13 protein-coding genes are annotated in these 14,220 nt (G+C 55.5%); 1 reads left to right on the forward strand and 12 read right to left on the reverse strand.

All coding sequences use genetic code 11. The annotated features are described in order from the left end of the window. Window positions 1-597, reverse strand: a 597-nt coding sequence (locus tag Tam1G_RS07835; RefSeq protein ID WP_133124996.1) for a carbohydrate ABC transporter permease, incomplete at its 3' end; no start/stop codon positions are given. 236 nt (window positions 598-833) lie between these two features. Here Tam1G_RS07835 and Tam1G_RS07840 point away from each other — a divergent pair. After that, window positions 834-1,820 carry a LacI family DNA-binding transcriptional regulator gene (locus tag Tam1G_RS07840; RefSeq protein WP_081889936.1) on the forward strand — a complete coding sequence of 329 codons (987 nt, stop codon included), beginning with the start codon at window positions 834-836 and terminating at the stop codon, window positions 1,818-1,820. Window positions 1,821-1,826: 6 nt separating this feature from the next. Here Tam1G_RS07840 and Tam1G_RS07845 read toward each other — a convergent pair whose 3' ends face one another. From Tam1G_RS07845 to prfB, 11 genes are all read right to left on the reverse strand, one after another. After that, window positions 1,827-2,558 carry a pseudouridine synthase gene (locus tag Tam1G_RS07845; RefSeq protein ID WP_033889538.1) on the reverse strand — a complete coding sequence of 244 codons (732 nt, stop codon included), beginning with the start codon at window positions 2,556-2,558 and terminating at the stop codon, window positions 1,827-1,829. A 5-nt stretch (window positions 2,559-2,563) separates the two neighbouring features. Continuing rightward, entirely contained in the window at window positions 2,564-4,456 is a 1,893-nt protein-coding gene (gene glmS, locus Tam1G_RS07850; RefSeq protein WP_033889537.1) for a glutamine--fructose-6-phosphate transaminase (isomerizing), read from the reverse strand. Window positions 4,457-4,470: 14 nt separating this feature from the next. Next, complete coding sequence (locus tag Tam1G_RS07855; RefSeq protein WP_101626106.1) at window positions 4,471-5,268, reverse strand: amino acid ABC transporter ATP-binding protein; 798 nt, start codon at window positions 5,266-5,268, stop codon at window positions 4,471-4,473. A 20-nt stretch (window positions 5,269-5,288) separates the two neighbouring features. Beyond that, a complete protein-coding gene (locus Tam1G_RS07860; protein ID WP_033889535.1) occupies window positions 5,289-6,272 on the reverse strand; it encodes an amino acid ABC transporter permease in 984 nt (327 codons plus the stop codon). 160 nt (window positions 6,273-6,432) lie between these two features. After that, window positions 6,433-7,377: an ABC transporter substrate-binding protein gene (locus Tam1G_RS07865; RefSeq protein ID WP_033889534.1), complete on the reverse strand. Its 945-nt coding sequence runs from the start codon at window positions 7,375-7,377 to the stop codon at window positions 6,433-6,435. A gap of 143 nt (window positions 7,378-7,520) precedes the next feature. Further along, the gene (locus Tam1G_RS07870; RefSeq protein WP_101626107.1) at window positions 7,521-8,468 is read right to left on the reverse strand and encodes an ABC transporter substrate-binding protein; all 948 of its coding nucleotides are present in this window, start codon (window positions 8,466-8,468) and stop codon (window positions 7,521-7,523) included. A gap of 211 nt (window positions 8,469-8,679) precedes the next feature. After that, window positions 8,680-9,156 (reverse strand): SsrA-binding protein SmpB, encoded by a 477-nt coding sequence (smpB, locus tag Tam1G_RS07875; RefSeq protein ID WP_033889531.1) that lies wholly within the window; start codon window positions 9,154-9,156, stop codon window positions 8,680-8,682. A gap of 123 nt (window positions 9,157-9,279) precedes the next feature. Further along, window positions 9,280-10,617, reverse strand: coding sequence for a CHAP domain-containing protein (locus Tam1G_RS07880; RefSeq protein WP_033889530.1), 1,338 nt, complete (start codon window positions 10,615-10,617; stop codon window positions 9,280-9,282). A gap of 81 nt (window positions 10,618-10,698) precedes the next feature. Beyond that, the gene (gene ftsX, locus Tam1G_RS07885) at window positions 10,699-11,622 is read right to left on the reverse strand and encodes a permease-like cell division protein FtsX (RefSeq protein WP_101626108.1); all 924 of its coding nucleotides are present in this window, start codon (window positions 11,620-11,622) and stop codon (window positions 10,699-10,701) included. Between the two features lie 6 nt (window positions 11,623-11,628). Next, on the reverse strand, window positions 11,629-12,789 hold the full coding sequence (ftsE, locus tag Tam1G_RS07890; RefSeq protein ID WP_101626109.1) for a cell division ATP-binding protein FtsE: 1,161 nt from the start codon (window positions 12,787-12,789) through the stop codon (window positions 11,629-11,631). Between the two features lie 143 nt (window positions 12,790-12,932). Next, the gene (prfB, locus tag Tam1G_RS07895) at window positions 12,933-14,057 is read right to left on the reverse strand and encodes a peptide chain release factor 2 (RefSeq protein ID WP_101626110.1); all 1,125 of its coding nucleotides are present in this window, start codon (window positions 14,055-14,057) and stop codon (window positions 12,933-12,935) included. Window positions 14,058-14,220 lie beyond the last annotated feature (163 nt).

Consider the following 14,220-nt stretch of genomic DNA (forward strand, 5'->3'; position numbering starts at 1 on the left):
GCTGTGCGGAATCGTGGACAGGGAGCTGTAGAAGATCAGCATGTTGTAACCGGTGAACTCCCAGGTGTTGATGTTTGCGATGGCGGCAAGCAACACGTCTGAGCTCAACACATCGATATGGGTGCCGAAGAAGCTGTTGAAGGAGCCGACCAGGCCGTACTTGGCGCCGTATACGAAGCCCCAGATTAACGTGGAGACCACGGCGGGCACTGCGTAAGGCAGGAAGGTGGAGATGCGGAAGAACTTCGTGCCATGCAGCTTCATCGAATCGATGGCCAATGCCATTGCAGCCGCGAGGAACAGCATGATCGGCACCTGCACCACAGTGAACAGGGCCACGCGACCGACCGAGCTCCAGAACTGCTGGTCGACAAGCAGACGCTGGTAGTTCTGCAGGCCAACGAACTTGGTGCCGCCAATCATCTGCTTCTTGAAGAACGAAATGTAGATGGCGTACACAATCGGAATGATGAACACGAAGATGAACACCACTGCGAACGGCCACATGAACTTCCATCCACGCCAATCCGCCTTATGCTTGTTCACACGCACCTCGCCTGCCTTCACAGGTTCAGCAGTGATATCAGCTGAAGCCATTCCAACCCCTCTCCTTCGAAGGTTGATAAAAATGTTTGCGTTATCATCATAACACGATTTCAAACATTGTCCACTTGTGTTGAATTCAAGGTTTTTAGACATGTCTGATACAATGGTCACGAAAACAATGATGTTATCGTTACCGTTTGTTCGATGATGAATGGCATTATTCGAGAGAGCACAGTTGAAGTTGATACTGACCGGGGGTCATTATGTCACGAGCATCACAAGTCTCCATGCAAGATGTAGCAAAGGCCGCAGGTGTCTCTCCCCAAACCGTATCCCGAGTGGCCAATGGCAGCGACGCCGTCAAGCCCGAAACTCGTCAACGGGTCGAAGCAGCCATGCAAAAGCTCGGCTATCGCCCGAATTATGCCGCGCGAGCGCTGAAACGCGGTAAATTCCAAGATATCGGCGTAGTGATGTTCAATACTGCCACATTCGGCAACTCCCGCATTCTTGATGCCATCATCTCCTCCGCCGCCGAAGACGACTACTCCGTAACCATTCAAACCATGCGTCATGGTTCCGAACGAACTTTGGCGGCCGCAATCGAGCGTATGCAGCAACAGCCAGTGGACGGCGTCATCGTAGTGCTTGAGGAACGCATCTCCGACTTCATCGGGTACAAGCCGCCAAAGGAGTTGCCGGTCGTACTGATTTCCGAGGGAGCTGCCGACTACTGCCCCACCGTGGATGCCGACCAATACGGTTGCTCCACCGCCATCGTGGACTACCTGATGAGCAAGGGCCACAAAACCGTCTACCATATCGCCGGCCCCGCTACCTCCCGTGCCGCCGAATCTCGCGCCCGTGGCTGGCGAGAGGCCCTGGAGCAGATGGGCGCAACTGTGCCCAGTATGTACATCGGTGATTGGTGCGCGGATTCCGGCTACCAGGCAGGTGTGGCTTTGGCTCACAACCCCGATTGCACAGCGATTTACGCAGCCAATGATCAGATGGCATACGGCGCAATTCAAGGCCTGCAATCCGCAGGCAAGCGTGTACCGGAAGATGTGAGCGTCGTAGGCGTGGATGACTCGCTGGTGGATATGGTGCCGCGTCTTAATCTGACCACCATGCGTATGCGTTTCGACGATATTGGAGCGACCGCTTTTTCGATGATTCGCCGTCAATGCGAAGGCGAGAAAGTACCCACCGGCATCAAAACCGTTATTCCCACCGAACTGATTGAACGAGGTTCCGTACGTGATCTGAATTGAGCAGTATCAGCTAAGCGGCATACGCGAGGTGTATTCGAGTAACTCTCCGGTGATGGGATCGGTAAATGTCAATGTGCGTGCAACCAGCGCCAGTGGCTGACTGAAATCGTCGTAAGGGCAATTCTGAATGCGTGGATAATAATTGTCGCCGACAATGGGCAGCCCCAACGAATTCATGTGCACGCGCAACTGATGCGTTTTACCGGTTTTCGGATGTAATGTGTACCGGCAAACCAGCTGCTTGCTGTCTTCCAGTGGACCGCGCTCGATTATTGTTTCAGCATTGACGGCACCAGGCTCTTCATAAGCGGTCATAATGCCGCGAATTTTGGTGATATGCGATCGCCGTAGCAGTGGGAAAGGCCGAGGCGATTCCAGTTGCGTCACTGTGCCAAACCGTGGCCGACTAATCGGCTTGCATGGAGCCAAGCATTCATACATCTTGACCGCCTGCTTGTTCTGGAACAGCATCTGATATGCGCCACGGCATGACTTATCACGCACGAACACCAGCACGCCTGCCGTCATACGATCCAAACGATGCGCTGGAATGATATCCGGCTCACCATACTGCTCGCGCAGCCGAATCAACGCCGTTTCGCGATACCACATGCCGCGTGGCATCGTGGCAAGAAAGTGCGGCTTATCAATCACGATAAGCCGCTCATCCTCATAGAGCACATCCAAATCAAACGGAATATGAGGTTCCTCAGTCACAAATCGATGTGGCCTCGGCATTAGGCTCACTCCACGGTAACGGACTTGGCGAGGTTGCGTGGCTTGTCCACGTCATAACCCTTGAGCTTGGCCATATCCATTGCGAACAACTGCAGCGGCACCACATCCACAAGCGGACTCATCAATGTCGGGCAAGCAGGACGCCAGAACACCACGTCCGCGTAACGCTCTACATCCGGGTCGCCCTGCTCGGCCACTGCGATAATGTATGCGCCACGAGCCTTGACTTCTTCGATGCCGGAAATCACCTTGGCATGCAACACATTGCGGCCGCGTGCTGGCGGCACGATGAACACCACAGGTTCGCCTTCGTCCACCAAGGCAATCGGGCCATGCTTCAATTCGCCGGCTGCGAAGCCTTCGGTGAAGGTGTAGGCGATTTCCTTCAACTTCAGTGCGCCTTCCAATGCCACCGGATAGCCTACGTGGCGGCCGAGGAACAGGAACGAGTTGGCGTTCACCATGCGCTCGGCGGCAGCCTGAATGGTCTTCGGCTGCGTGTCCAGCACCCACTGAATCTTGCGCGGCATGTCCTTCAGGGAGTCAAGCACCTGATGAATCTCATCACGGAACATCGCGCCCTTGACCTGAGCCAGGTACAGGCCCAGCAGGTAGGCGGCGGTGATCTGCGCCACGAAAGCCTTGGTGGAGGCCACTGCCACTTCCGGACCGGCGTGCGTGTATAGAACGGCGTCGGATTCGCGCGGAATGGACGCGCCCTGGGTGTTGCAGATAGCCAACACCTTGGAGCCCTGTTCACGCGCGTGACGCAATGCCATCAGCGTATCCATCGTTTCGCCGGACTGCGAGATGGCCACCACCAGCGTGCGCGGGGTCAGAATCGGATCACGGTATCGGAATTCGTGTGCGAGTTCGATTTCCACAGGGATACGCACCCAATGTTCGATGGCATACTTGGCCACCTGGCCGGCATAGCTTGCGGTACCGCAAGCTACGACGATGATTTTGTCGATGGATTTGAAGTCGTGTTCGTCGATGCGAACTTCATCGAGGGTGATGTCGCCGTTCTTATCGAAGCGGCCAAGCAAGGTGCGCTGTACGGCAGCCGGGTCTTCATGGATTTCCTTATCCATGAAGGAATCCCAACCGCCCTTTTCGGCGGCTGAAGCATCCCAATCCACGGTGTAGGTCTTCGGATGCTCTATTACGTTGCCTTCGAAATCAGTGACGACAACCTTATCTGCGGATACGCATACGGCCTGATCCTGATCGATTTCCATAGCACGCTTCGTGTAGGCCACGAATGCGGCCACATCGGAGCCAAGGAAGTTCTCACCTTCGCCCAATCCCACTACGAGCGGGGAATCATGACGCGCACCTACCACGATATCCGGCTGGCGGCAGTCGGTGGCAAGAATGGTGAATGCGCCTTCAAGCATGCGGGCCATGCGGCGTACGGCCTTGAACAGGTCTGGATGGCCTTCTTCTTCGATGATTTTGTCAACGATTTTGCCCAGCAACTTGGCAGCCACTTCGGTATCAGTGGCGGAGGCGAAACGGAAACCTTCAGCTTGCAGGTCGAGGCGCAGCTGGGAGGCGTTTTCGATGATGCCGTTATGGATGATGGCAACCTTACCGTCCATGCTGGTATGCGGATGGGCGTTCACATCGCTCGGCTCACCATTGGTAGCCCAACGAGTGTGTCCAATGCCTACGGTTGCGGCCGGCATGGGCTTGCGCTCGATGTCTTCGACCAGGTTCTTCAAACGGCCAGCCTTCTTGCGCACAGCCACCTTATCCATGCCCGGCGCGCTCAAGGCCACACCGGCCGAATCATAACCACGGTATTCCAGACGAGCTAAGCCCTGAAGACACACTTCCAGCGGCTTGCCGCAAGCGGTTTCAACATTTCCTGCATATCCAACAATTCCACACATAACCTATAAGCCTACTACAGCACGTGCTGGAGGAAGTCCTTAAACCTTGGCTCAGTGGGGTTGTCAATGATTTCGGGGCCGCCCTTTTCGACTACGACTCCCCCATCCATAAACACCACCTGATCAGCCACTTCACGAGCGAAGCCGATCTCATGGGTCACGCACACCATCGTCATGCCTTCCTTGGCGAGGGAACGCATAACGTTCAGCACCTCGCCCACCAGTTCCGGATCGAGTGCGGAGGTCGGCTCGTCGAAGAGCATGATTTCCGGCTTCATGGCCAGTGCGCGAGCAATGGCCACACGCTGCTGCTGACCACCAGACAACTGGGACGGGTAATAATCGAGTCGCTCGCCCAGGCCCACGCGTTCCAGCTCGGCAACAGCCAAATCATGGGCTTCCTTCTTGGACTTGTGCTGCACATGGACCGGTGCTTCCATCACGTTTTCAATGGCGGTCATATGCGGGAACAGGTTGAAACGCTGGAACACCATGCCGAGCTTGGAGCGCTGTGCGGCAATCTCCTTGTCATTCAGGGTCTGCAGCATATCTTGCCCGTTCTTTTCCACATGCTTGTAGCCAACGAGCTCGCCGTTGACTTCGATGGAGCCACCAGTCAGGGTTTCCAGCTGGTTGATCAGGCGCAGGAATGTGGACTTTCCGGAGCCGGAGGGGCCCAGAATCACGGTTACCGTGCCTGGCATAACGGTCAGGTCAACACCTTTGAGCACATGCAGCGTGCCAAAAGCCTTATGCACCTGTGTGGCTTTGATAGCGGGAACTACGGCGGAGCTGTTAAGAGTTTCAGTCATGATTGATTCGCCTTTCCTGCTCACGCGGTCATGCCGGTGAATGCGGCTTCGTTCAGCTTGTTCACGTCATCTTTAGGTTCGCCTTCGGTTTTACCCGGCAGCGGCGGCTGCTTGCCGCGAGTGCCCATAGCGCGAGCATCGAAGCCCTTGCCGAAGTGCTTCTCCAGGCGGGACTGCAGCACCATGAGAATGGAGGTGATGAGCAGGTACCAGAAGCAGGCCACGAGCAGCAACGGAATCGGCTTGTAGATTCGGTTGGCGATAGCATTCGTGGCGAACTGAAGTTCCAAGGTGAACGGCACGGCGGTGACCAGAGATGTGGTCTTCAACATGCCGATGGTCTCGTTGCCGGTAGGCGGAATGATAATGCGCATGGCCTGCGGCAGCACAATGCGACGCATGATCAGCGTACGGTTCATGCCCAGTGCCTCTGCAGCCTCGGTCTGGCCAGGGTCAACGGCTTCGAGGCCGGCGCGCACAATCTCGGAAAGGTATGCGGCTTCGTTCAGCGCCAAACCAATCCATGCAGCGTTGAATGCAGTGACTACCACATTGGAGTCGATGCTCCAGAATTCAACGGAGGTGAATGGAATGCCGAGGCTGAGCTTGGGAATCAGCACAGAGAACAGACCCCAGAAGATCAGCTGCGTGTACACAGGAGTTCCGCGGAAGAACCAGATGAAGAACCAGCTGACGCCACGCAGCACAGGGTTAATCGATTTGCGCATAATGGCGAGAATCACCGAAAGAATGATGGCCACCACCATCGAAATCACAGTGAGCTCAAGCGTGTAACGAATACCTTCGAGCACATTCTCGTTGAACAGGTATTTCCACACGGTGGGCCAATCCAGTCGCGGATTGGTAATCATGCCCTGAATGAGCATTGCGGCGAGCAGCGCCACAATCACTGCGGCCACAATCGGACCCGGGCGCTTAACCGGTAGGGCTTTGATGCGGTTGGGGATGTCGAGTCCTTCGCCGTCAACTACTTTCTTCGCCATTGTTGATTCCTTGTGTACATATTGAGGCCGCTGAAGGCGACCATAAGAACTAACGTTGCACCTTAACGCATGAATGGGGCGCCTGTGTTACATGCAACATAAGCGCCCCATTCTTTATACAGGGTGAGCTACCCCTTGAGCCAGCAACTATGACTAGCGATCACTCAACGTCGGGGTTGACTTCAGCCTTGGTCAGAGCACCGGATTCAACACCCCAGTGCTGCAAAATCTTGCCATAGGTGCCATCATCCATCAGCTTCTGCATAGCCTTCTGCACGGCTTCGGTGGTGCCAGTGTCGCCCTTCTTGATAGCGATGGCGTTCGGCACGGAGTCGAAGTCCTTGCCCAGTTGTTCGAGCTGACCATCGGTCTGCGCGATGGCGTAGCCAACCACTGGGGAGTCAGCGAAGAACACATCGGCCTTGCCGGTCACCACTGCGGTGGTGGCATCGGTCTGCTGCTTGGAGGACTGGATGGTGATGTCCTTCTTGCCGTCAGCCTTGCACTGCTTGGCGGTTTCGTTGATGGCTTCCTCTTCAACAGTGCCGGTTTCCACGGCGACGTTCAAGCCGCACAGATCGCTGGCGTCAACCTTGTTCGGGTTGCCCTTGGCCACGGCGTAGGCCATGCCGGAAGTGAAGTAGGAGACGAAATCAACTGATTCCATACGTTCCTTGGTGATGGTGAAAGCCGCGATACCTAGGTCGTACTTGGAGCCGATAGCCGGAATGATGGTGTCGAAGTTGGAGGAGACGATTTCAGTCTTCAGGCCGAACACGTTGCCCAGAGCGTGAGCCAGGTCCATGTCGTAGCCAATCTGGGTCTTGCCGTCGGAATCCAGGAACTCTGCCGGAGCGTAGGACGGGTTGGTGCCGATGGTCAGCTTGCCATCCTTGGTAACGGATTCGGGCAGCAGTGCGGCGATGGCATCATCCTTCTTGACGGAGCTCACATCGTAGCTGGTGATGGCCTTGGCCTCACCGGAACCGGAGTCGGAACCAGAACCAGAGGTGGCTTCGTCGGTGGTGCCGCAGGCAGCGGCGGTGAACAGCATTGCCGCGCTGAGAGCGGCGGCCGCGATGGTCTTCAGCTTCTTGGACTGCATAATTGTTTCTCTTCTTCTCTTGGGCGACCGGCCTCGATTGGCCGGCCGTCATCAATCATTAGGTATAGTTATACACTAACGTGCATACATATACGATTCGGTTGGCATGGTACAGAACCCTGACACCATATCACTCGCGTGTATCACTCAGATACGGCAGGGTTGATTTCAGCCTTGTCGACAGCACCCGAGGAAACTCCCCAAGTATCAAGAATCTTCTTGTAGGTGCCGTCATCCATCAGCTTCTGCATAGCCTTCTGCACGGCTTCGGCGGTAGCGGAATCACCCTTCTTGATGGCCACGGCTTCCGGGGTCACACCGGTATCGTCACCAAGAGCGGCTAGCGTATCGCCGGTCTGTTCAATGGCATAGCCGGCCACCGGAGAATCGGCATAGAAGATGGATGCCTTGCCTGAAGCCACAGCGGTGGTCACATCAGTCTGCAGTTTGGAGGACTGGACATCAATCTCAGCCTTGCCATCGGCCTTGCACTGGTCGTTGGCGGCGTTGATTTCCTCTTCCTGCGTGGTACCGGTTTGCACAGCCACTTTGACGCCGCACAGGTTGGAGGTATCCACCTTGTCCGGATTGCCCTTCTTGGTTACCCAAGTGGAGCCAGCCTTGAAGTAGGTGACGAAATCAACGGCATCCAGACGTTCCTTCGTCACAGTGAAGGACGAAATGCCAATATCATATTTGGAGCCAACGGACGGAATAATCGAATCAAAAGTAGACGAAACGGTCTTTTCCTTAAGACCAAATACAGCGGCCAGCGCCTTGGACAAATCAACATCAAAACCGACCGGCGTCTTGCCATCCTCGGCCAAGAACTCAGCCGGAGCGTATGAAGTATCGGTACCGACTGTCAACGTGCCATCTCCAGCAACAGAATCCGGAAGCAGCGCGGCAATGGCATCGTCCTTTTTGATGCTGCTGGTATCGAATCCTTGCGTGCTATTGGATGAACCGGAGTCGGTATTGGCCGAAGCGGTATCAGCTTTGTCTGTGGTGCCGCAGGCAGCTACGGCGATAAGCATTGCCGCGCTCAATGTAGCTGCAGCCACGGATTGTATTCCCTTGCTTAAAGACATTGGATTTCCTCTCTCCATCTAGTCAACTGGGCGGGTATGTTTCCCAGCTGGCTCCAGAGCGTAGGTTCGCAATGCTACAGAGCGGTTAATATTGCGAGATATTGTTCACGTTGTGGACACTAACCATTGTGAGCAGCATAAGAAAAAAGACTCTTCTCAGAAAAAGAGAAGAGCCCTTAGCAGCCGAGCACCAGCATCAACGGAACAGTGCTTAGTGACGCATATTGGCGTAGCGCATAGCACGCAACGCCTCACGCTTGTCTTGTTCCTCGCGCAGCGCCTGACGCTTGTCGAATTCCTTCTTGCCTCGAGCCAGCGCAATGGAAGCCTTAACCCGGCCATCCTTGAAATACAGGCTCAGCGGCACAATGGTGTAGCCCTTGGCTTCGATGCCACGGGCCAGCTTGGTAATCTGCTGACGATGCAGCAGCAGCTTACGCTTACGCTTCGGGGCGTGATTATTCCACGTACCGTTCAGATATTCGGGAATATTGGCTCCTTCCAGCCACATCTCTCCGCGGCGATCAATGGAAATAAACGCTTCAGACAGTGAGGCACGCCCCTCACGCAGGGATTTCACCTCAGTACCAGTCAACGCAATGCCGGCTTCATACTTGTCTTCAATGGCATAGTCATGACGAGCCTTCTTATTTTGCACAATCAGCTTTTCACCGGTTTCCTTGGCCATAAGGTTTCCCTCCTTTCATTCAATAATCCCCCTCCCAAGAATAGGAGGGGGATTGTCTAGCTTAATAGCTTGTCCAGCTCACATATTCGCTATGAGCAGCTTAGGCGTTGCGCATACCGCGTATCAGTGCACGTACCAATACGCGCTGGCGTTAGACAGCGTTCGCCAGCTGATCACGTATGCGCCCTTGACGTTCATTTCGGAAATCGTCACCGTGTTTCCGGAAACAGATTCCACTACCGCCACATGGCCATACGTACCATCAGCGCCGGCAACGCCAGGCGGGAAGGACAATGCCGCACCCACCTGAGGCACATGATCCACACGCAAACCGTATCGAGGAGCATTCAGATACCATTCACCACCGTTGTGCAGGTAGGACGGCGTACCGATGCCCATTTCCTTACGGCGATTGTAGGCGTACCAAGTGCACTGGCCCGGGTAGTAACGGTTGCCGACATCACCATTCGAAGTGCCCTGGCCCGTGCTACCACCAGCCGAACTGCTGCCACCGGAAGACGTACCACCACTGGTGCCGCCACCAGTGCCACCACCACCTTGCTGACCATTGTTCACCTGCCCGCCGGCAGCAGCCTGTTCCTTGATGTACTGCTGGTTGTAGGAATCCACGCGGGAAGCCAGCAACACCGTCTGAGCCGCCTGAGCCGCCTGCTGGTCCTTCAGGTTGGAAACCATCGAGGTCAGCTCGTTACGGCGCTGCTCACCTTCTTCACGAAGCTGTTCGAGAGCATCACGCTCACTCTGAGCATTTTCAGCAGCGGTTTGCGCCGCGGCCGACTTCTGATCAGCCTGCGTCTTCAGCGTGGCAATCTGCTTTTCGATGGCGGCAAGACGCTCGCCACGATTCTTAGATGTGCTCAAATCACTGGCAGCCGTAGAAGCAGCATTGGCCTCATTGCGAGACAATGCATCACGGGACTGCATGGAATTGACGAAGTCCTGCGTGCTGCTGGCACCAGTAACCACGCTCATGACTTCGGACGTACTAGAACCATGCATGCTGTCTCGAGCAAGCTGAGCCACAGCGGCATGCGCGTCATCATAGTCCTTGCCGGTTTGCTCAATCTGCTGCTCAAGCGTTTCCTTATCTTTTTGAGCAGCTTCGAGACGCTGAGCCGCAGCCTGAGCCTCTTCCTGAGCGGCGGCCGCATCGGCATTGGCCTGCGTAACCTTATCCTGAGCAGCAACGATCTTGTTGTTGGTCAGATCGTCCAGCTCCACGATCTTGTTTGCAAGCTCGCTGCTGACACCTGCCAGCTGCGCTTTGAGCTGCGCCTCGCGTGCCACGGAAGCCGCATGCTGATTCTGCGCACTGACCAAATTGGAGTAGGTGCTCGCTTCAGCAGGCTGCGCAGGAGCCATCACCAATCCGGCCACGCAGCACATACCCGCCGTCAACGCTGCCAGCGCGGGCTTTATTGTGTTGGTCGTCTTATTCATGGACGAAAAGATCCTTTCATTGCCATACAAGTGCACACCATAACATGCGAATCTGAGAATGCATGCGGTGTTGCGCAGCGCTTACGCTCTCAGATAACGCCTCAGCGAAATCGTGGAGGCAATCACCGACAGCAATACCGCGCCAAGTACCAGGAATGGCGAAATCATCAGCACTGTGAGCTGATTCACATACGGAATCCATGTCACCGACTGTGCCAGCCATCCGGTGATGAACACACGAACGATGACCGAAAGCATCAGACAGGAGAGCACCGAACCCAGCAAGGATGCTATCGCCCCCTCCAAAATAAACGGCAATCGAATGGTCCAGTTGGAGGCTCCGACATATCGCATGATTTCGGTTTCCGTACGTCTGGAAGCTGCGGACATGCGAATCGTGGTTCCGGTCAGCAAGATGGCCACGAGCACCATCACGCCTGCCAGTACTGCAGTCACCGCGGTCGCACGGTTCAGCACGGCGAACACCGGGTCGAAGATCTGCCGTTGATCGGTCACATCCTCCACGCCTTGCTTACCGGAAAGCACCTCGGCCACCACCTGATATTTGGTGGGATCCTTGAGCTTGAGCCACAACGAATCCTGCATATCATCCGCAGTGAGGGTTCGGCCTTGGAATTCGCCGTTTGGATACTGCTTGGTGAACGTGTTGTCGTAGAAATCCTGCTTGCTGACGTAATCAATTTTGGCGACTACATCATTGAGCTCATCGCGAATAGTCTTCTGCAAATCAGTGATTTCCTGAGCGGAAGGAGACTTGCCCGAAGCGCAGTTGGCGGACTGACTGGTGCCGTCCGGGCAGAGCCAGACCACAACCTCAACCTTGTCATACCAATCGCCTTTGGCCTTGGTAATCTGCGCCTGCGTCAGTACGGATGCGCCAATGAACAGGAAGGAAATGAACGTGACCAGCATCAGCGACAGCAGCATGGCCAGATTTCGACGCAGATTGGTCCATGTTTCAGACAGGATGAATTGCGCACGCATGACTTACTACTCCCCCTTCTTGTCAGCGTCAGCGGTACTCGTATCAGATGGTGCGGGTGTAGCCTCAGCAGTAGACCGCTGAGCCGGAGGTGCAGGAGGAGCTGGCGGAGCCGGAGGTGCCAGCGGCGCGGCTTCCTGAGTTTCCGGCACACGCGGCGGAGCGAATCGAGAATCATCACGCTCATTGGAGGAAACCGCGGCATCATCAGCCGTATCTTTCAGCGGATCGAAAGCCTGCGTTTGTTCCATTGCGGCAGCCTGCTCATCGAGCGGCAGCCCCTTGCCCCAAGTCAACGTATCTTCAATCGGCGCAAACGTTTCACCATAACGGCCTGTGCGGCCGGAATGCACCGAGTTCGCCAAACGGGCGATGCCTTCGGACGGCCCCTCCCCCATGTCAATGGCAGCGCGCGTTGGAACAGTAATGTGATTCGCCTTATCGGAGCGCGCCTCAACCTCGGCATCCGGGAAGAACAACGCGGAATCATAGGAACCATGAGCCTCGTCACGCACAATCTTGCCATTATGTAACTCCACCACACGTTTGCGCATCGAGTTCACGATTTCCTCGTTATGCGTGGCCATCACCACGGTGGTACCGGTGCGGTTGATGGAATCCAGCACCTCCATAATGCCGAGCGATGTGGTCGGATCAAGGTTGCCGGTGGGCTCGTCGGCCAGCAAAATCTGAGGATGATTCACATACGCGCGAGCGATGGCCACACGCTGCTGTTCACCGCCGGAAAGCTCATGCGGATAATTCTTTTCCTTGCCGGTTAAGCCCACGGTATCGAGCACTTTAGGAACCAGCGATTTGATGGTCGAACGGCGAGTGCCAATCACCTCAAGCGCGAATGCCACGTTCTCCCAGACCGTCTTATTGTTCAGCAGCTTGTAGTCCTGGAACACAAAGCCCAAAGAACGGCGATACTGCGGCACCTGACGGTTCGTAATGCGTCGCAAATCATTACCGGCCACGCGAATCTCACCGCTGGTGGCCTCCTCTTCGCGCAGCAGAAGACTCAATAATGTGGTTTTACCTGAACCAGAAGCACCCACCAGGAACACGAAATCGCCGCGCTCAATATCAAGACTGATATTGTCCAGCGCCGGACGCGTACCCTTAGGGTAGATCTTGGACACTTTGTCCAGTGAGATCAATGCCATATCCGTTTTCCTTTGTGTTTCCCTTGTATTGCCAGTGCTGTAAGCGGTATTGCAGGCTCCCCGATAAGGGGAGCCATAACCAATACTCGCTGCAGTTTTTTAGCAGATCTGGACAGGTTTTCGGAGAGTACCGATTGCTCTTCTTACTCTTCGGATTCAGCCTGACGGCGCTGCTCGTGACGCCAACGGATGCCAGCCTCGATAAAGCCGTTGATGTCGCCATCGAACACGGCCTGGGTCTGGCTGGTTTCGTAACCAGTGCGCAAATCCTTGACCATCTGGTACGGGTGCAACACGTAGGAACGCATTTGATCACCCCAGCTGGCCTTGATATCGCCGGCAAGCTCCTTCTTCTTCTTGGCTTCCTCCTCGTGGCGCAGCACCAACAGTCGAGACTGGAGCACAGCCATAGCGGAGGCACGGTTCTGAATCTGGGAACGCTCATCCTGCATAGTCACCACAATGCCGGTGGGCAAGTGGGTGATGCGCACAGCGGAGTAGGTGGTGTTCACACCCTGACCGCCAGGACCGGAGGAGCAGTAGGTATCCACGCGAATATCCGTATCCGGAATATCGATGTGATCGGTGGCCTCAACCAGCGGCACCACTTCCACAGCGGCGAAGCTGGTCTGGCGGCGGCCCTGATTGTCGAATGGGGAGATGCGCACCAGACGATGTGTGCCGCCTTCCACGGAAAGTCGACCGTATGCGTACGGAGCGTCCACCTGGAAGGTAGCGGACTTGATGCCGGCTTCTTCAGCGTAGGAAGTATCCATCACCTTGGCCTTAAAGCCATTACGCTCGCAATAGCGCAGGTACATGCGCAGCAGCATCTGTGCGAAGTCCGCAGCATCCACACCACCGGCACCGGAACGAATGGTAACCACGGCGGAACGCTCATCGTATTCACCGTCGAGCAGGGTTTGGATTTCCATCTGATCGAGGTCCTGCTGGATTGCGCCGATTTCGTTCTGCGCGTCCTCCAACGAATCCTGATCGCCTTCCTCACGACCAAGCTCCACGAGCGTTTCCACATCGTCAATACGCTGGGATGCAGAGTTCAGGCGCTTGAGCTGAGATTCGGTAGCGGAAAGCTTGCTGGTCACCTTCTGCGCGTTTTCGGGATCATCCCACAAGCCCGGGGCTGCTGCCTGAGCCTCGAGTTCCTTAATCTCGGCCTTGAGTCGGTCCACGTCCAACGCCTTGGCGATGGAATCATACTTAGCGCGGGCCTCGCCGATTGCCTGGGTAAAGTCAAATTCTGCCATCGTGTTTTACCTTACTGTTGATTCTTGAAAGTTCCTTGATGCCACGTCCTTGTTGACAGCCTGTGCACATTCCGTCGCCAAACATTGCTTGTTGATGATGTCTGGCGCTATTGCCGCGGCAGTAAATGCTTATGATTTCGATTGTCCAGCATCGGCCAGTGAT

This window comes from Bifidobacterium imperatoris, assembly GCF_002860405.1.
Lineage (GTDB): Bacteria > Actinomycetota > Actinomycetes > Actinomycetales > Bifidobacteriaceae > Bifidobacterium > Bifidobacterium imperatoris.